Here is an 18,146-nt window from a genome sequence, read left to right as displayed (position 1 = left end):
ACCCCTCACCCCAAATAGGGTCGCATTTTCGAGGGTTTCGTTTTTTATGTGTATCCCGTTAAAATCAGTATTTTTGGGACCTAATTAGATTTAAATGGCTCAAAATACATCACCTTCCAGATACACCATTACAGCGGCACTGCCCTACACCAACGGACCCATTCATATTGGGCACTTGGCCGGCGTCTATGTTCCTGCTGATATCTATTCGCGATATTTACGCTTAAAAGGCAACGACGTGGCCTTTGTCTGCGGTAGCGATGAACACGGAGTAGCCATTTCCATGAAGGCCAAAAAGGAAGGTGTTACCCCCACAGAAATTATAGACAAGTACCACGGCATCATCAAAAAGTCGTTTGTTGATTTTGGAATTTCTTTTGACAACTACTCCAGAACTTCAGCAAAAGTGCATCACGACACCGCTTCGGAATTCTTCAAAAAAATGTACGAGCAAGGGGATTTTATCGAAGAAGAAACCGAACAATTGTACGATGACGAGGCCAAACAGTTTTTGGCTGATAGATTCGTGATTGGAACTTGCCCCAAATGTGGACACGAAGAAGCTTATGGCGACCAATGTGAAAATTGCGGGTCATCGCTCAATGCTACGGACCTCATCACACCAAAATCTACCATCACAGGTACTGTTCCTACTTTAAAAAAGACGAAACATTGGTTCTTGCCTTTGGACCGCTACGAAGGGTTCCTGAAAAAATGGATTTTGGAAGAACATAAATCCGACTGGAAACCCAATGTGTACGGCCAATGTAAATCCTGGATTGATGAAGGCCTAAAACCCCGTGCCGTAACTCGCGATTTGGACTGGGGCATCCCCGTTCCCGTGGAAGGTGGAGAAGGAAAAGTACTTTATGTTTGGTTTGATGCGCCCATCGGCTACATATCCTCCACAAAAGAGTGGGCCGAACGCGAAGGAAAGGACTGGGAACCCTACTGGAAAGAAAAGGACACCAAATTGGTTCACTTTATTGGTAAGGACAACATTGTGTTCCATTGTATCATCTTCCCGAGTATGTTACAGGCCAATGGCGACTATATTTTGCCAGACAATGTACCTGCCAATGAGTTTCTGAACCTTGAAGGAAACAAACTATCCACCTCAAAAAACTGGGCGGTTTGGTTGCACGAGTATTTGGAAGAATTCCCAGATATGCAAGATGTGCTCCGATATGCGCTGACCGCGAACGCACCCGAAACCAAAGACAACGACTTTACTTGGAAGGATTTTCAATCGAGGAACAATAACGAATTGGTGGCCATTTTTGGCAACTTTGTGAACCGTGTGGCGGTATTGACGCACAAATACTACGGAGGTGAAGTTCCAGCTCCAGCCGACTTTACAGCTGTTGACAAAGAGGCCCTGCAAGCCTTGAAGGAATTTCCAGAAATCTTATCCAAATCACTGGAACGGTACCGTTTCCGTGAAGCGAGTCAACAATTGATGAATTTGGCGCGATTGGGTAACAAATATTTGGCGGACGAAGAACCTTGGAAACTAATTAAAACGGATGAGGAACGTGTAAAGACCATTATGTACGTGGCACTTCAGATTGCAACGGGATTGGCCATTTTAAGCGAGCCTTTCTTGCCGTTTACATCAAGTAAATTAAAGGGGATTTTACGTCATGCTGAACTTGATTCAGCATCCCATTGGGATGACATTTCAACAAATGACGTTCTTCTCCCCGCCGGACACCAACTCAACCCGAGCGAACTACTCTTCAGAAAAATCGAGGACACCGAAATACAACAACAACTGGATAAATTGGAAGCCACCAAAAAAGCAAATGCTTCGACTGCGCTCAGCACAGGTTCAATGGACAAGGAAGTAGCCCCGCAAAAAGACACCATTACTTTTGATGATTTCTCTAAACTCGATATGCGCGTGGGAACCATCATCGAAGCCGAAAAAATGCCCAAGGCCAATAAACTTTTGGTATTAAAAGTGGATACAGGTTTGGATACACGCACCATTGTGTCAGGTATCGCCAATAGCTTTAAACCCGAAGATATTGTGGGCAAAAAAGTGACCGTTTTGGTCAATTTGGCTCCAAGAAAACTGCGCGGTGTAGAGAGTCAGGGTATGATTTTGATGACGGAGAACAAGGAAGGGAAAATAGTTTTTCTCAATCCGGATGAGGATGGGGTTGATAATGGGGAGGCTATAAGTTAATTCATAACCAAAGAAACTGTCCGGTCGAGCGCAGTCGAGACCCACTTTAAAAAATTTGGATTGTAAGACTTCTCGACTGCGCCTGTCTGCCGACAAAGGCAGGCTCGAAGTGACAACTATTAAACAAACATCATGCAACTTGTCCCCTACATAATCCGCCACACCAATCTTTCAGAAAAAAGTGTGGAGAACACCGTGACACTTTTGAATCAAGATTGTACCGTTCCCTTTATTTCAAGGTATCGAAAGGAACTTACGGGCAATTTGGACGAAGTTCAGATTGGCTCCATTGTGGAGTACAAAGCCCAGTTTGAGGCGTTGGAAAAGCGAAAAACGGCCATCATCAAAGCAGTTTCGGAACAGGATGCCCTTACCCCAGAACTGGAGGCCAAGTTTTTGAACTGTACCGAACTTACGAGTTTGGAAGATCTCTACCTTCCGTTCAAAAAGAGCAAAAAGACCAAGGCAGAAACCGCACGTAAAAATGGCCTAGAACCTTTGGCCAAAATCATTATGGCACAACGGAGCGATGAAATCGAATTCATTGCTTCCAAATACCTGAACAAGGACGTCATCAACGAAGATGATGCTCTCGAAGGGGCCAGGCACATCATTTCCGAATGGATTAACGAACGGACTGATATTCGTAATCAGTTGCGCGGTCAGTTGGAACGCCATGCCCTTATCACCACCAAAGTGGTCAAGACCAAAAAGGATGATGAAAAGGCCCAAAAATTCAGGGATTATTTTGATTGGAGCGAACCGTTGAACCGTTGTCCTTCGCATCGATTTTTAGCCATCATGCGCGCTGAAAAGGAAGGTTTCATTCGGGTAAAAATCGAAATAGATAACGAAAGGGCTCTCCAGAACATCGAAAGACGCTTGATCAAATCGAACAATGCCTGTGCAAAACAAATCAAATTGGCCATTGCTGATGCCTACAAACGACTTTTGTTACCATCCCTGTCCAACGAACTTTTAAAAACCGCCAAGGAAAATGCAGATGCTTCCGCCATTCAGGTTTTCTCTAAAAATCTAAAACAGCTGCTCCTTGGTGCACCCCTGGGCGAAAAGCGTATTTTGGCCATAGATCCCGGTTTTAGAACGGGCTGCAAAGTGGTTTGCTTGGACGAGCAGGGCGACTTAAAGCACAATGAAACTATTTATCCACATCCACCTCAACGTGACAGCTCTGGAGCCATCAAAAAGATAAGTTCCTTGGTGGATGCCTATAAAATCGAGGCCATTGCCATTGGTAACGGAACAGCTTCTCGCGAAACTGAGCAATTGGTAAAACGCATTCCGTTTAAAAAAGAAATTGAGGTATTTGTAGTGAGCGAAGCTGGAGCTTCCATTTATTCAGCCTCTAAAATTGCCCGGGACGAGTTCCCGAATTACGATGTTACGGTAAGGGGTGCCGTTTCCATCGGTCGTCGTTTGGCCGATCCCTTGGCCGAATTGGTAAAAATAGATGCCAAGTCCATTGGTGTGGGGCAATATCAGCATGATGTAGACCAAACCCAACTGAAGACATCTTTGGACACCGTAGTAGAAAGTTGTGTAAACTCCGTTGGAGTCAATATCAATACGGCGAGTGTTCCCTTATTAAGCTATGTTTCCGGTATTGGGCCGAAATTGGCGGAGAACATTGTAGCTTACCGAAATGAAAACGGGAAGTTCAAAAACAGGGAGCAAATCAAAAAAGTAGCACGTTTAGGCGGAAAGGCCTTTGAGCAGAGTGCAGGGTTTTTGCGTATCAAAAATGGTGACAATCCATTGGATGATTCCGCCGTACACCCAGAAAGCTATGGTTTGGTGGCAAAAATGGCCAAGGACCAAGGAATTTCCCTGAAAGAAATTCTTGGAAACAAAGCTGCTCTAAAAGGTATCGACCTAAAATCCTATTGTACCGACACTATAGGAATGCCCACTTTGGAGGATACTTTGAAAGAATTGGAAAAACCGGGCTTAGATCTTAGAGAGAAGGCCAAGGTCTTCACTTTTAACCAAAACATCAAGGAGATTACCGACTTGCGACAAGGGCAATTGTTACCGGGAATTGTCAACAACATTACCAATTTTGGTTGTTTTGTGGATATTGGGATCAAGGAAAGTGGTCTGGTCCATATTTCCAACCTTTCCGATTCTTTTGTGAAAGATGTGAACGAACATGTGAGCCTTCATCAACAAGTTGTGGTGAAAGTTTTGGATGTGGATGTCCAAAGAAAACGTATACAATTGGCTTTGCATAAACAAGGTGCTTAAAATGCTCAAAATAGCCTATCACCCCATTTACAAACATCCACTGCCCGAAGGACATCGTTTCCCCATGATCAAATACGAATTGTTGCCCCAGCAACTGATCCACGAAGGAACTTGTACTGAGCATAATTTTTTTGAACCCGGACTTCCTGAAGACCATCATATTTTTGCCGCACATGATGAGGTCTATTTTAAGGATTTGGTGGATTTGAACCTCTCCAAAAGTGCTGTCCGGAAGATTGGTTTTCCATTAAGCGATGAACTTGTTTTGAGAGAGCGAATCATTGCTGACGGTACAATCAAGGGATGTGATTTTGCGCTGGAACATGGCATCTCCATGAACATTGCTGGAGGAACGCACCATGCTTATTCGGATAGAGGTGAAGCCTTTTGCATGCTGAACGATCAAGCGATTGGCGCTCGATACCTTTTGAATAATGAACTAGCTAAAAAGATATTGATCGTTGACTTGGATGTTCACCAAGGCAATGGAACCGCGGAAATATTTAAGACAGACCATTCTGTTTTTACTTTTTCCATGCATGGCAATGGCAATTATCCTTTCAAAAAGGAGATTTCTGATTTGGATATTCCTTTGGAAAAAGGCACAACGGACCAAGAGTATTTGTCCCTCTTAAAAAATACTCTCCCCGAATTGTTGGAACAAGTACAACCTGATTTTATTTTTTATCTCTGTGGAGTGGATGTTTTGGAATCGGATAAATTGGGCACCCTGTCCATGACTTTGGAAGGATGTAAGGAACGCGACCTATTTGTGCTTCAAACCTGTTACGATGCCAAAATTCCCGTGCAATGCAGTATGGGTGGCGGTTACTCGCCGGACATCAAAATAATAGTTGACGCGCATGCGAACACTTTTCGCCTTGCCCAAGATATTTATGAGTAATTTTACCGACTACTTTTGCTTTATAGCCTCATGAAACTTTTAAAATACCTCGCCTTCTTTTTATTGACCATCAGCGTGACGGGTCAAGAGCTCCAGTCCAACAAAGAGAAAAACCTTTGGAACAACTTTACCTACGATGTCGGAAATATGTTTGGTGGTGTGGGTTATGCCTATTCACGCCCATTCCATTGGAAAGGTAATGACTGGGCCAATTTTGGATATTTAACCGGAGGTACTTTGCTTCTTTTTACGGTGGACGACGAGCTAAATAAATGGAAAAATGGCTTTAATCAGGATATTCCAGATGCAATTATGGATTATGGCCATGAATATGGCAGCCCCGAAAACAACTATATGCTCACGGGAGGGGTTTACCTTGCTGGACTGTTCACCAAAAATGAAAAATTGAGGCGAACGGGTGTCCTTTTGATTTCCTCAGCCACGGCCGGGGGCTTTTTACAGCAAGTGAGCAAACGGATCATTGGTAGGGCACGACCTAAGAGCGGGGCAGGTTCCGCAACCTTCGACCCATTGCACTTAGACAGGGTCTACGATTACGACTCATTTCCATCAGGCCATGCGATGTTGGCTTTTAGCAATGCCTACGCCATTGCCAAACAGTTTAAAAGTCCGTGGATTAAGGGCGGTCTTTACACCGTTGGCATGATTCCCGGTCTTGTTCGTGTGCTGGATGATTTTCACTGGGTTTCCGATGTTGCCTTCAGTACCGTGCTGAGTATTTTTATTGTGGAGTCCATAGACAAATACTTGGATTCCAAATACGATGAAAAGTACAATGATGGCAAACCCAAAAATGTAAGTTGGAATCTTTCTTTTGGACCCAACACTCTGGGCGTTTCGCTTCATTTTTAATGCATTGAAAACACAAGAATGTTAAATTTTATTTAGATTGATTTAAAATAATTATTTTCGCATCCTATTTCGTTGCTGTTCATGGGAAAGAAAAAAGACAAAAAGAAACTCAAAAAAGCTAAGCTTAGAGAATTGCCGCCAACTGGCAAGGTAAAATCCAAGTGCTGCGAAAAATACAAGAAAAGCGAAAAGAAGCGCTGCAAAAAGTGTCCTTGCTTTGATCTTTTCAAAAAAGTGGCTTAAGTCCTATTTTATATCTCCTGCCCAAATCCAAAAGGTTTCATTTAATTTTGTCCTATTTTTAAGGCAAACTAGAAACCATGATCAAAAAAATCTCCCTTTTATTTGCCATGCTCCTTGTATCCAGCCTATCCATGTTGGCGCAGGACGAGGATGCAGTCATTGAAGCCATAATTCAAGAAGCCAACGAAAACTCTCAATTGGAAACACTCGGCCATCAACTTATGGATGGTATTGGACCACGATTGGTAGGTACACCCCAAATGAAGAACGCTCACGATTGGGCCGTTGCCAAATACGAAAGTTGGGGAATTCCTGCACGCAACGAACAATGGGGAGAGTGGAAAGGATGGGAACGTGGAATAAGCCATATTGATATGGTGCACCCCAGAGTCCAAAGCCTAAGAGGCACCCAATTGGCCTGGAGCCCCAGTACCCCCAAAAAAGGGGTGACAGCAGAATTGGTAGTATTACCGATGGTATCCGATTCCTTGGAATTTGTGAATTGGTTGCCAAACGTAAAAGGCAAGTTGGTAATGATTTCCATGCCACAGCCCACAGGAAGACCCGATTATAACTGGGAAGAATTTGCTACAGAGAAGTCCTTTGAAAAGATGAAAAAAGAGCGTGATGAGCTAAACGATGCTTGGAACCAAAATATGGGAAATACCGGGCTGGACAGACGCACCCTTCCTGTTGCATTGGAAGAAGCGGGTGCCGTAGGCATTGTTGCTTCGTATTGGTCCAAAGGGTTTGGCGTAAACAAAATATTTGGTGCCTATACCAAGGAAATCCCAACCGTAGATTTGGAATTGGAAGACTATGGGATGTTGTATCGATTGGTGGAATCGGGACAAAAGCCTCAACTTCATATTGTAGCAGAATCCAAGGAATTGGGCAAGGTACCCACATTCAATACCATTGCGGAAATCAAAGGTTCCGAAAAACCTGATGAATATGTAATTTTATCTGCTCATTTTGATTCTTGGGACGGGGGAACCGGTGCTACCGATAACGGAACTGGAACATTGGTGATGATGGAAGCCATGCGTATTTTAAAAAAAGCCTATCCAAACCCAAAACGGACCATTCTTGTGGGACATTGGGGCAGCGAAGAGCAAGGCCTGAACGGGTCAAGAGCCTTTGTGGAGGACAACCCGGAGATTGTTGATGGTGTCCAGGCCGTTTTTAACCAAGATAATGGAACTGGTAGAGTAGTCCGAATCTCTGGTGGTGGGTTTTTACAAGCCTATGATTATTTAGGAAAGTGGTTGCATGAAGTGCCTGGAGAAATCACGGATGAGATTGAAACGACTTTCCCTGGAACACCTGCCCGCGGCGGTTCTGACTATGCTTCTTTCCAAGCAGCAGGCGCACCCGCCTTTAGTTTGAGTTCATTAAGTTGGTCCTACTGGAACTACACATGGCACACCAACAGGGACACTTATGATAAAATTATTTTTGATGATGTTAGAAACAATGCCATACTCACGGCAATTCTTGCCTATATGGCCAGCGAGCATCCCGAAAAAACATCCAGAGAAAAAGCTGTGTTGCCCATAAGCAACAGAACAGGGGAACAACTGGAGTGGCCAACACCCCGTTCTCCAGAACGCAATGGTGGTCAGAATTAAAAAAACATAGGCTACAACAAAGGAGGGTGTTTAAAAAGCTTATTACCTGTCAGTTCGAGCGCAGTCGAGAACCTAAATTAGGTTGATAACCAAGAGGTTTCGAATTTAGTTTATCCTGAGCATAGCCGAAGGGCTCAACCTGACAAAATCAAAATTTGTTGCTTTATAGACCCTATTTAATTAACCAACTAAGAATGCACATTTAAAAAATTCGGGGAGAAGCTACTTGGACTATTTCACCAACGGCTTCTTTTGATAAGTTTTGATTGTCTTTATAAGTAAAGTAGAAACTAGCTTGTTTGTAGTAGTAGTCGCTATGTATACATTGATTTTTACAAGATTCAGCATGTTCGGAATAGGCCAATCTTTTTGCCTTCATGTAAATATTATAGGCTTTACTGTCCTGGGTCTTTAAATCCTTTTCATAGCGTGCTTGGTCGTACCAAAAGTCTTTTTCGTCTTCTAAACTGGAAAAGGTTGAAGATTGTTCAAGCTGCGCATCTTTTCGAGCCTGTTTTTCATAAAAAGAAACTGTATTGTCCTGTGCCGAAACCACGGTCGCCAGACCCAATGCAAATAGTACCGCAAGTAGAGTTGTTATCCTCATTAAAATACGTTTTAAAAATTACTTTATTCATTTACTAAAGTTCTGGCGTTTGGTTATGTAACAACTCAAATTGCATTTACCCTAACATAAAAGCAAAAAAGGGGCCATTACCCCTTTTAAGTCGTTATCTATTGCTTGAACTTACTTTCCAAGCATCAGTAATTCGTTGCATTTAATTTCGGTAATGTATCTTTTTTCTCCCTCGTTGGTTTCGTAAGAGCGATTGGTGAGTTTGCCCTCTATCATCACTTCTTTTCCTTTGGATAAAAAATCTTCTGAAATTTCGGCCAACTTTCCCCATGCAACAATATTGTGCCATTGCGTATCCGTTACTTTTTCGCCTTTAGCATTTTTGTAGGATTCATTGGTGGCAATGGAAAACTTGGCCAGTTTAGTGCCATTTTCCAAGGTGATGATTTCTGGGTCGTTTCCTAAGTTGCCGATCAATTGTACTTTGTTTCTAAGTGAATTCATAATAGTAAGATTTAAGTTTTTAAAATTATTTATCGAACTATCATTGTCCGACAGGGCAAACTTAGAAGCACTTAAAATTAATATTCGGATTGTAATTGTTTGTTTTCGTTTGTAAACGTATGTAAGTGATTATACTTAATTACATGTGACTTAATAAGGGTTTTTGTGTCAAATCAAGCAACCAAGATTGTCTGCCTAATGTCCATTCGAAGTATCAATAAATACACTGTAATCAAAAGATTTAGTTTAGGCAAAATGCTTTACGACAAATTGGACACCATCTACATTCAAGAGCATGACTCTAAAAATGGGGAGCCTCAAAAAGTCTTTAATGGCAAAAAAGAATACGTTATGGACATATCATCCGGTATTTACCTCTCCTTATGCAAAGGTTTTATCGTTGTGAGAGAAAAACTTATCTAACCACAAAACCTTCCAATAAACATTAAAATTAGTTAAGCAATTGATTTTCTGTTTTATACGAAGGCATTATTAATTGATGGCATTTTGGTGACTTCAACTAAAGGCATGACCATTCGAACTCTAGTTACACCGATTTACCGCCTAAAAGTCACTAAAAAATCAATTGCATCAAGGATTACATCATTCCAATCAATCCTATGAAGTATTGACTCGTACATTGTAAGTGAACAAATCAAAAACATATTATATGGAAGCTATTAAAGCAAAAAATAAAACTTTTAAAAAACTGGGATTTACTTATTTGGAAACTGCTGAAATTGTTGTCAGTTTAAATACATTACTGGCCAACTATCAGGTATTCTACAATAAGCTCAGAAATTTTCACTGGAACATTGAAGGACCTGATTTTTTTGAACTCCACGAAGAATTTGAAAAGGAATACAATACGGTTAAGGTAAACATTGACATCGTTGCAGAAAGAATCCGAGTATTCGGTGTAAAAAGTAATTTTACCATGAAGAAAACCATGGAACTTTCAAAAATCAAAGAGCAAGAGAAGAATCTTTCTGCTTTGGAAATGGTAAGAGAAGTGATGCACGACTACGAAATATTGCACGACAGTATGCTCGATGGCGTAAATGCAGCCCTTGAAACCGGCGATGTTGTGACAGAAAATATGTTGACCGAGTTTATGACCGAGCTAGAGAAAAGACATTGGATGTTCACATCTTACTTAAAGTAAGAAATAGAGAATCCATCCAGAAAACCGATTTATTAACCACAAAAAATAACACTATGAAAAAGTTACTCACTATACTATCATTTACAACCCTGACCGCATTTGCGGGATATGGACAAAACCAAAACTCCGGGGTCATGAAGGCTACCACACAGCTTAAGACCTTTACCGTATCCGAAGATGGGAAAGAAAAGCAATACAGCGTAAAGGTGATGGAACGCAGAAAGTACGGAATGGCACTGGACAATAAAGATAGAGGTATGGTCAATCAAGATAGAAAACTAACCTCCCCTTTTGTCACCAAATTGGTAGCTATTGACAGTGATTCCGATAAAAATTACGACGATTATATGGTACTGAAATATAAAGGTACCGAGAACAATGATTTTGAAGTAGTACAGACCGATAAAGGGTTTGATATTAATGTAGATGACAAAACCATGCATTACGATGTATTGGAAAGCAACTATCTCGTGAACAAGAAGAACAAAAACTTCTTTATTATCGACGAATTTGAATCGGAATAGTTGATATAATTTCGTTTTTTGATTGATGATTAAGCCAGGGAAATCCCTGGCTTTTTTCTTTGTTAAAATGGATACAATCAACTACCACAGGGCAAGCCTGCAAGGTATTCAAACAAACAAAACCTTAACCCATTTCGATGCAGAGCATCAAGGAATCAAACCCATTTAATGGGATTAAAACTTATATTTGGGGTTTAATTTCAACCTATGGATTCTTGGTTACGTCCCATACAATTGGAAGGCGAATTGGTAAAGCTTGTCCCCCTGCAAAAATCACAGAAAGTGGATTTGGCCTTTGCCGCATCGGACGGAAATCTTTGGGAACTTTGGTACACCTCCGTACCTTCTCCCAAAACCATAGATTCCTATTTGGACATTGCCCTTTCGGAGCAAGAAAAGGGAAACGCATTGCCCTTTGCCATCATCAATAAAAAAACCAATACCATTGTGGGGAGCACCCGCTTTTTAAATATTGATGCGAAAAACAAACGAGTGGAAATCGGAGCGACCTGGTATGCCAAAAAAGTACAGCGCACCGCAATCAATACGGAGTGCAAGTACCTTTTACTAAAGTATGCCTTTGAAAATTTGAACTGCATCGCCGTGGAGTTCCGAACCCACTTCCATAACCATCCATCCAGAAATGCGATACTTCGCTTGGGAGCCAAACAAGATGGTATTTTAAGAAATCACCGAGTAGATGCGCAGGGCAACCTTCGGGACACCGTCGTATTTTCTATTTTAAACAGTGAATGGAATACCGTTAAAACCTCCTTGGAGTATAAAATGAAGAGAAGTTATTTGAGCTAGTCCTTACTCAGTTTCAACAAGTGCGCAAAATTGTAACTGGCCAGCTCCAGGTTTTCGGCAGTCTTTGCCTTCGCATCGTCCAAGTTTCCTATTTGATTGAGAATGGAAACGGTATAATCCAATCCCATTCGTTGCATTTCATCAATGGTAACATCAACGGAACCACAGAAGGCCGCAATGGGAACATTTTGTTTTTTGGAGCATTGCACCACCCCGTTGATGGTTTTTCCCGAGAACGTCTGTCCATCCAACTGTCCCTCTCCCGTGATTACCCAGTTGGCACCTTCCAAAACTTCATCAAAATTGGCGAGTTCCATCACCAAATCAACACCAGACGCCAGTTCAGCATTCAAAAAAACCACAGCGCCACCTCCAACACCGCCAGCAGCACCTGCACCAGCAATATTTTGGACGTCAACATCAAAAGTGGACTTTAACACCTTGGCAAAATTTTTCAATCCCTCATCCAAATACTCAATATCCTGATCGGAAGCACCTTTTTGTGCCCCATAGATTTTGGCCGCCCCATTTTCACCATAAAAAGGATTGTTGACATCGCAGGCCACTTGTATTTTGGTGCCAAACAACTTCGGGTTCACATTATCTTGATTGATTTCCGATACATTTACCAAGTTCCTCCCAATAGGTTCCAATTCATTTCCATCAGCATCCAAAAACGAATAGCCCAAGGCCGTCGCCATCCCCATGCCCCCATCGTTGGTAGCGCTACCGCCTATGCCCAGTACAATATTTTTAACTCCTTTTTCGAGGGCATCCGCAATCATTTCACCAGTACCTAAGGAAGTGGTGTTCATACAGTTCATTTCGGACTTTTTGAGCAATTTATATCCCGATGCTTCGGACATTTCGATGAAAGCCGTTTGCTTATCTTCGGAAAGTAAATATTGGGCCGTGATTTCCCGAAAAAGTGGGTCTTTTACCATCACAGACACTTTTGATGCATTCAGATAGTGAGCCACAACATCAATGGTACCATCACCACCATCGGCCAACGGCCTATTTACAATTTCAGCATTTGGAAAAACTTTTTTGATACCAAGAGCAACGGTTTCACAAAATTCACGTCCAGTTAACGAGCCTTTATATTTATCGGGTGCCAAAATAAATTTCATATCCACAATGTACTCAAGTTAATCGAGTTAACCCAGAGAATTTATTCCGTACAGGGACAAAATACAATGCGGCACAGGTTTTGAACATAAGGGAGAAGTATTTAACTTTAATAAAATTACATCATGAAAAAAACAATCCTTTTTATAGCAACGGTCTTATTCACCACCACAATTTTTGCCCAATCCAAAAACTTTTTGGATACCCCTTATTTGGAAACTCAGGCCCAAGTGGATACCATGGTCACCCCTGATAAAATCTACCTGAACATCATCATTCAAGAAAAAGATACCAAAGGGCGTGTTTCTGTTGAGGAACAGGAAAACCAAATGGCAGAACGTTTTAAAACCTTGGGCATTGATTTAGATGAGCAATTGGTCATCAAGGATATGGGCAGCAACTTTAAAAAATACTTTCTGCGTCAAAAAGAAGTCCTCAAAAGCAAACAGTACGCCTTAGTCGTTTACTCAGGGAAAGAATTGGGCGATGTGATGATGGCACTGGAACAATTGGACATCGCCAACACCACTATCGAAAAAACCGAGTATTCTAAAATGGAGGAACTGGAACTGGAGCTTAGAACAAGGGCCGTGCAAAAAGCGGTGCAAAAAGCTGATGCCCTTACAAAGCCACTTGGGCAAAAAGTAGGCATGGCCATACATATTGTGGATAACTCCCAATATTATCCCAGGTACAATCAAGCCCCTATGATGGAAATGAAAGCCGTTTCTGCCGATATGGGCCAAGCGCAACCCTTGGATATCGATTTTGAAAAAATAAAAGTGGAGACCACCGTCAACGTAAAATTCGCCCTGTCCAATTAATGGTGGGGTGTTCATCAATCAAAAAACTTAATCATGAAATCAATCGCACTTATTTTTTTGTTCAGTACAGGACTTGTTTCTGCGCAACATACCATGCAACTATCCGAAGGTGAATCATCACCCAAAGCTAATCTGGAAGATGTTTCGTGGATTGAGGGCCATTGGAAAGGCGAGGCTTTTGGAGGCATTGCCGAGGAAATATGGAGTGCACCCATGGGCAATTCCATGATGTTCGTATTCCGAATGGTTAACGATGATAAAGTCTCCTTCTACGAATCGGGCCACATTCAACAATTGGACGATTCCATCATACTTCAACTCAAACATTTTGATGGAAACCTGATGGGCTGGGAAGAAAAAGATGAAACCATCGATTTTAAATTGGTGAAACTGGAACCGAACAAGGTATATTTTGAAGGACTCACCATGGAAAAGCTAAGTAGCGACCAAATGAATGTTTGGGTCCTCATTGAAGAGAATGGAAACCAAGAAGAAGTCTTGTTTGCCTACAAAAGAGTAAAGTGAACCCATTTTACATTTTAAAAAACACTGTCAGTTCGAGTGGGTTTTACGATTGAAATGAGTAAAATTTGTATCGAGAACAAAGAATTTTGCTTTAAAATGAGTTCTCGATAAAATTTTTCGTTCCTCAAAATCACTCGAACTGACAGTTATTCTTTTTTATAGCCAAAATACCCAACGGGTTGAAGTGATTTAGTTTCATTGGAATAAGTTGAATTAGTATCTTTAACAGACTAACTAATTCCAACACTCGTGAAACTAAGACCTCTACTTTTATGTGCCATGTTATTGGCGTTGTATCCTATGGATGCACAACGAAGAAGCAAAAAATCAGACCAACCTTCCATTGTAATAAACGATTCCCTTTTTCCGGGATTAAAATGGCGCAACATCGGCCCGTTCCGGGGTGGTCGTAGCGTTACATCAGCTGGGGTGGTGGGACAGCCCCATACCTATTATATGGGAACGACTGGAGGCGGTATCTGGAAAACTACCGATGACGGTATCACTTGGAAAAACATTTCCGACGGATTCCTTAAAACAGGAACCGTAGGGGATATTGCCGTTTCAGAAAACAATCCCAACATTGTGATAGCTGGAATGGGAGAACACGCTGCCCGTGGGGTAATGACCTCTATGGGCGATGGTGTTTACAAATCCACAGACGCTGGAAAAACATGGAAACACATTGGGTTGGACCATACACGTCACATTTCCGATGTAATTATCCACCCGACCAATCCCGACATTATTTTTATTGCGGCCCAAGGCGCCCAATATGGACCATCCGAAGACCGTGGCATTTATCGCTCCACCAACGGAGGGGAAACTTGGGAAAAAGTGCTTTATGTTGACGATATTACCGGGGCTTCGTCCCTGAGTATGGACATGAACAACCCCCTTATTTTATATGCAGCTCTATGGCAACACGAAAGAACTCCTTGGACCATTACTTCTGGAGGAGCCTCTTCGGGCTTCTATAAGTCTACCGATGGCGGAACCACATGGGACAAAATGGGCAAAGGACTTCCAAAGGAATTTGGAAAATCTGGTGTTTCTGTTTCAAGAGCAAATTCAGATGTAGTCTATGCCGTAATTGAGGCCGAAGGAGAAAAAGGCGGTGTTTATAAAAGTGTGGATGCCGGGAAAACTTGGAAACAGACCAATAAGGAGCGAATCAATATTGCACGATCTTGGTACTACATGGAGATTTATGCAGATACACAAGATGAAAACATCGTGTATGTGCTCAATGCTCCCGTGACCAAATCCATTGATGGTGGAAAAACGTTTACTCCCGTACCTACGCCCCATGGGGATAATCACGACCTCTGGATACATCCCAAAAACAACCAAATCATGGTCAACTCCAACGATGGTGGCGCCAATGTTTCCAATAACGGAGGTGCTAGCTGGAGTTCCCAACAATACCAACCAACCTCACAGTTTTACCGAGTGATCACGGATAATTTAGTACCCTACAATGTGTACGGAGGACAACAAGATAACTCTTCCGTGGCAATTGCCAGCCGTACACGCGATGGCGGTATAGATTGGAAAGACTGGTACCCGGTTGCCGGTTGCGAAAGTGCTTATTTGGCTTTTGACCCTGATAACCCCGAGCTTGTTTACGGTGGTTGTTACCAAGGAATCATTGAAAAGTGGGTGAAAGCTTCTCGTCAAGCAAAACCCATCAAAGCGTACCCGGAATTGGGTCTCGGAAATATTCCAAAGGATTTTAAGTTCCGTTATAATTGGAACGCCCCCATCATAAGCTCGCCACACGACCGTAATACCATTTACCATGCGGGCAATGTGGTGTTCCGAACCAAAGATGGTGGGTACAGTTGGGATGTGGTAAGTCCCGATTTAACCAAAAACGAAATTGAGAAGCAAGGCCCTGGAAGCGGTCCGTACACCAACGAAGCTGCCGGTGGAGAAAACTACAATACCATCATGTACTTGGTGGAATCTCCCCACGAAGAAGGCGTACTTTATGCCGGTTCGGACGACGGATTGGTTCATATTACTAAAAATGGTGGCGAAACTTGGGAAAATATTACTCCTCCGAACCTTAAAGAGGGTATCATCAACAGTATTGAAGTATCACCTCACGAGCCCGCTACGGCATACATTACGTTAATGCGATACAAGTTTATGGATTTGGACACCTACATTTTCAAAACCTCCGATTATGGTCAAACTTGGACGAAAATCACCAACGGAATTGATGGAGAACACACTTTTGCCCGAGTCGTCCGTGAGGATAAAAAGCAAAAAGGATTACTTTATGCAGGTACAGAAACGGGGCTATATGTATCTTTGGATGATGGCCAACATTGGCAACCGCTACAATTGAATTTACCTGTAGTCCCAATCAATGATTTGATTATTCAGGATAATGATTTGGTAGCCGCCACGGCAGGGAGAGCTTTTTGGATATTGGATGATTTGGGAGCCATTCAACATAGTTTGAAGCCTGTAAATTCACTACAAATTGTGACACCAAAACCATCTTACCGAATTTTTAATGGCAGCACTGACGAGTATGTACCGGGATTGGGTCAAAACCCAAAATCCGGGGTGACGTTTGATTATTACTTGCCAAAAAAATTGGATTCCACCGAACTAAAATTGGAAGTACTTTCTGGCGGTAAAGTGATCCGAACATACACCAATCAAGCACCGAAAGATTTTAGAAGCTGGGCAGGCGGACCTTCAAAACCAAAGGTTTTGCCTTCCGCCAAAGGGTATAACCGATTCACTTGGGATTTTTACCGCGAACCATCCCCTGCCATTGAAAACGTTTTTGGATTTGATGGTTATGGAAGTTCGCGTGTGGCGCCGGGCACTTACACCCTTCGGCTGACCATGGGTGCCGAAACCGTGGAAACCAATGCGATGGTATTGCCAGACCCTGTAATCGATGCCACAGCTGCTGACTATGCGGAACAGCAATCGTACTTGACCCAAATCGATGAAACCTTGGTAAACATGCACAAAGCGGTGAACCAAATGCGCACGGCCAAAAGTCAACTTAAAAGCTATAAGGAATTGCTTAAGGACAACGAAAAAGCCAAAGAGCTATTGGAGAAAGGTGATGCACTGCTGGAACGCATCAATACCTGGGAAGAGAACCTCATCCAGCCCAAGCAGAAAACTTTCCAAGATGTGGTGAACTTCAGCAGTAAGTTAAATGCTGATTTTATGCATTTGAGGGGATTTATCGATGTACCAGAACCCAAAGTAACCGAAGGTGCCAAAGAACTTTTTAGGGACAACATGGCCGAATGGAAAACTTTTGAAGATGAGAAAAATGCCATCGTGGGTACTGGCATGAAAGAATACAACGATATGTTCAAAGCATTGGACATTCCCGCTATTATTTTAACAGGAGAGTAATGGCTGAATCCTTTTGGTTAGATCAGGAGTTCACAAAACAGGATTATACGCAAACCAAGTTGCCCAAGGGCGATTACGAAAATTGCCGTTTTGTGGACTGCTTGTTCTCCAAAGGGTTTTTGGACAATCAGAATTTTGTGGAATGCACTTTTGACGGGTGCGATTTCACCAACACCAATATTGCAAACACGATTTTTAATGATGTTACCTTTGAGGAATGCAAAATGGTCGGCCTTCAGTTTGAGACCTGTAACCAACTTTTGTTATCACTTAATTTTGTGGGCTGCAATTTATCCGTAGCATCATTTATAGGGATGCATCTCCCCAATATCCAATTTTATGATTGTAAACTCCATCAAACTGACTTTTCCGAGGCCAACTTAAAACAGGCCAAATTCCCTAATTGTGATTTTGACAATTCAATATTTAACAACACAAATCTTGAGCAAGCTGATTTTACTTCAGCCATAAATTTTAACATAGATCCGTCCATCAACCAAATAAAGAAAACCCGTTTCAGCAAGGACGGATTGATCGGTTTGTTAAAAAAGTATGATCTTGTGGTGACCTAATCTTATCC

Annotated in this window: 16 protein-coding genes; 13 read left to right on the top strand and 3 right to left on the bottom strand. The window is 42.2% G+C overall.

Annotated elements, in window-relative coordinates; translation table 11 throughout:
• Positions 1-94 precede the first annotated feature (94 nt).
• The 5 genes from metG (at position 95) to MURRU_RS08020 (ending at position 8,107) form a co-directional block, all read left to right on the top strand.
• Complete coding sequence (gene metG / locus MURRU_RS08040) at positions 95-2,191, top strand: methionine--tRNA ligase (RefSeq protein ID WP_014032960.1); 2,097 nt, start codon at positions 95-97, stop codon at positions 2,189-2,191.
• Positions 2,192-2,323: 132 nt separating this feature from the next.
• Positions 2,324-4,456: a Tex family protein gene (locus MURRU_RS08035; protein ID WP_014032959.1), complete on the top strand. Its 2,133-nt coding sequence runs from the start codon at positions 2,324-2,326 to the stop codon at positions 4,454-4,456.
• A 1-nt stretch (position 4,457) separates the two neighbouring features.
• Positions 4,458-5,360 (top strand): histone deacetylase family protein, encoded by a 903-nt coding sequence (locus MURRU_RS08030; RefSeq protein WP_014032958.1) that lies wholly within the window; start codon positions 4,458-4,460, stop codon positions 5,358-5,360.
• A 30-nt stretch (positions 5,361-5,390) separates the two neighbouring features.
• Complete coding sequence (locus MURRU_RS08025; protein ID WP_014032957.1) at positions 5,391-6,233, top strand: phosphatase PAP2 family protein; 843 nt, start codon at positions 5,391-5,393, stop codon at positions 6,231-6,233.
• 320 nt (positions 6,234-6,553) lie between these two features.
• Complete coding sequence (locus tag MURRU_RS08020; RefSeq protein WP_014032956.1) at positions 6,554-8,107, top strand: M20/M25/M40 family metallo-hydrolase; 1,554 nt, start codon at positions 6,554-6,556, stop codon at positions 8,105-8,107.
• 202 nt (positions 8,108-8,309) lie between these two features.
• Here the strand turns inward: MURRU_RS08020 and MURRU_RS08015 are convergent, their stop codons facing one another.
• The gene (locus tag MURRU_RS08015; RefSeq protein ID WP_014032955.1) at positions 8,310-8,714 is read right to left on the bottom strand and encodes a hypothetical protein; all 405 of its coding nucleotides are present in this window, start codon (positions 8,712-8,714) and stop codon (positions 8,310-8,312) included.
• A 141-nt stretch (positions 8,715-8,855) separates the two neighbouring features.
• On the bottom strand, positions 8,856-9,188 hold the full coding sequence (locus tag MURRU_RS08010; RefSeq protein WP_014032954.1) for a single-stranded DNA-binding protein: 333 nt from the start codon (positions 9,186-9,188) through the stop codon (positions 8,856-8,858).
• Positions 9,189-9,386: 198 nt separating this feature from the next.
• Between MURRU_RS08010 and MURRU_RS08005 the strand changes: the two genes are divergently transcribed.
• The 4 genes from MURRU_RS08005 (at position 9,387) to MURRU_RS07990 (ending at position 11,687) form a co-directional block, all read left to right on the top strand.
• Positions 9,387-9,611, top strand: coding sequence for a hypothetical protein (locus MURRU_RS08005; RefSeq protein WP_041801410.1), 225 nt, complete (start codon positions 9,387-9,389; stop codon positions 9,609-9,611).
• A 247-nt stretch (positions 9,612-9,858) separates the two neighbouring features.
• Positions 9,859-10,353, top strand: coding sequence for a Dps family protein (locus MURRU_RS08000; RefSeq protein WP_014032952.1), 495 nt, complete (start codon positions 9,859-9,861; stop codon positions 10,351-10,353).
• A gap of 53 nt (positions 10,354-10,406) precedes the next feature.
• Entirely contained in the window at positions 10,407-10,877 is a 471-nt protein-coding gene (locus tag MURRU_RS07995) for a hypothetical protein (RefSeq protein ID WP_014032951.1), read from the top strand.
• A 207-nt stretch (positions 10,878-11,084) separates the two neighbouring features.
• On the top strand, positions 11,085-11,687 hold the full coding sequence (locus tag MURRU_RS07990; RefSeq protein WP_014032950.1) for a GNAT family N-acetyltransferase: 603 nt from the start codon (positions 11,085-11,087) through the stop codon (positions 11,685-11,687).
• On the opposite strand, the gene MURRU_RS07985 is transcribed toward MURRU_RS07990, so the two are convergent.
• A complete protein-coding gene (locus tag MURRU_RS07985) occupies positions 11,684-12,820 on the bottom strand; it encodes a glycerate kinase (RefSeq protein ID WP_014032949.1) in 1,137 nt (378 codons plus the stop codon). The two genes, MURRU_RS07990 and MURRU_RS07985, sit on opposite strands and share 4 nt — an antisense overlap.
• A 123-nt stretch (positions 12,821-12,943) precedes the next feature.
• Here MURRU_RS07985 and MURRU_RS07980 point away from each other — a divergent pair, with 123 nt between their 5' ends.
• The 4 genes from MURRU_RS07980 (at position 12,944) to MURRU_RS07965 (ending at position 18,138) form a co-directional block, all read left to right on the top strand.
• Positions 12,944-13,642 (top strand): SIMPL domain-containing protein, encoded by a 699-nt coding sequence (locus MURRU_RS07980; protein WP_014032948.1) that lies wholly within the window; start codon positions 12,944-12,946, stop codon positions 13,640-13,642.
• Between the two features lie 33 nt (positions 13,643-13,675).
• A complete protein-coding gene (locus tag MURRU_RS18025; protein ID WP_014032947.1) occupies positions 13,676-14,167 on the top strand; it encodes a DUF6265 family protein in 492 nt (163 codons plus the stop codon).
• A 249-nt stretch (positions 14,168-14,416) separates the two neighbouring features.
• Positions 14,417-17,566: a VPS10 domain-containing protein gene (locus tag MURRU_RS07970; protein WP_014032946.1), complete on the top strand. Its 3,150-nt coding sequence runs from the start codon at positions 14,417-14,419 to the stop codon at positions 17,564-17,566.
• Entirely contained in the window at positions 17,566-18,138 is a 573-nt protein-coding gene (locus tag MURRU_RS07965) for a pentapeptide repeat-containing protein (protein WP_014032945.1), read from the top strand. The genes MURRU_RS07970 and MURRU_RS07965 overlap by 1 nt, the downstream gene beginning before the upstream one ends.
• Positions 18,139-18,146 lie beyond the last annotated feature (8 nt).

It is taken from the genome of Allomuricauda ruestringensis DSM 13258, assembly GCF_000224085.1.
GTDB classification, from domain to species: Bacteria; Bacteroidota; Bacteroidia; order Flavobacteriales; family Flavobacteriaceae; genus Flagellimonas; species Flagellimonas ruestringensis.
The sequence above is the reverse complement of the archived record's forward strand: the minus strand, read 5'-3'. Positions and strand labels throughout refer to the sequence as shown.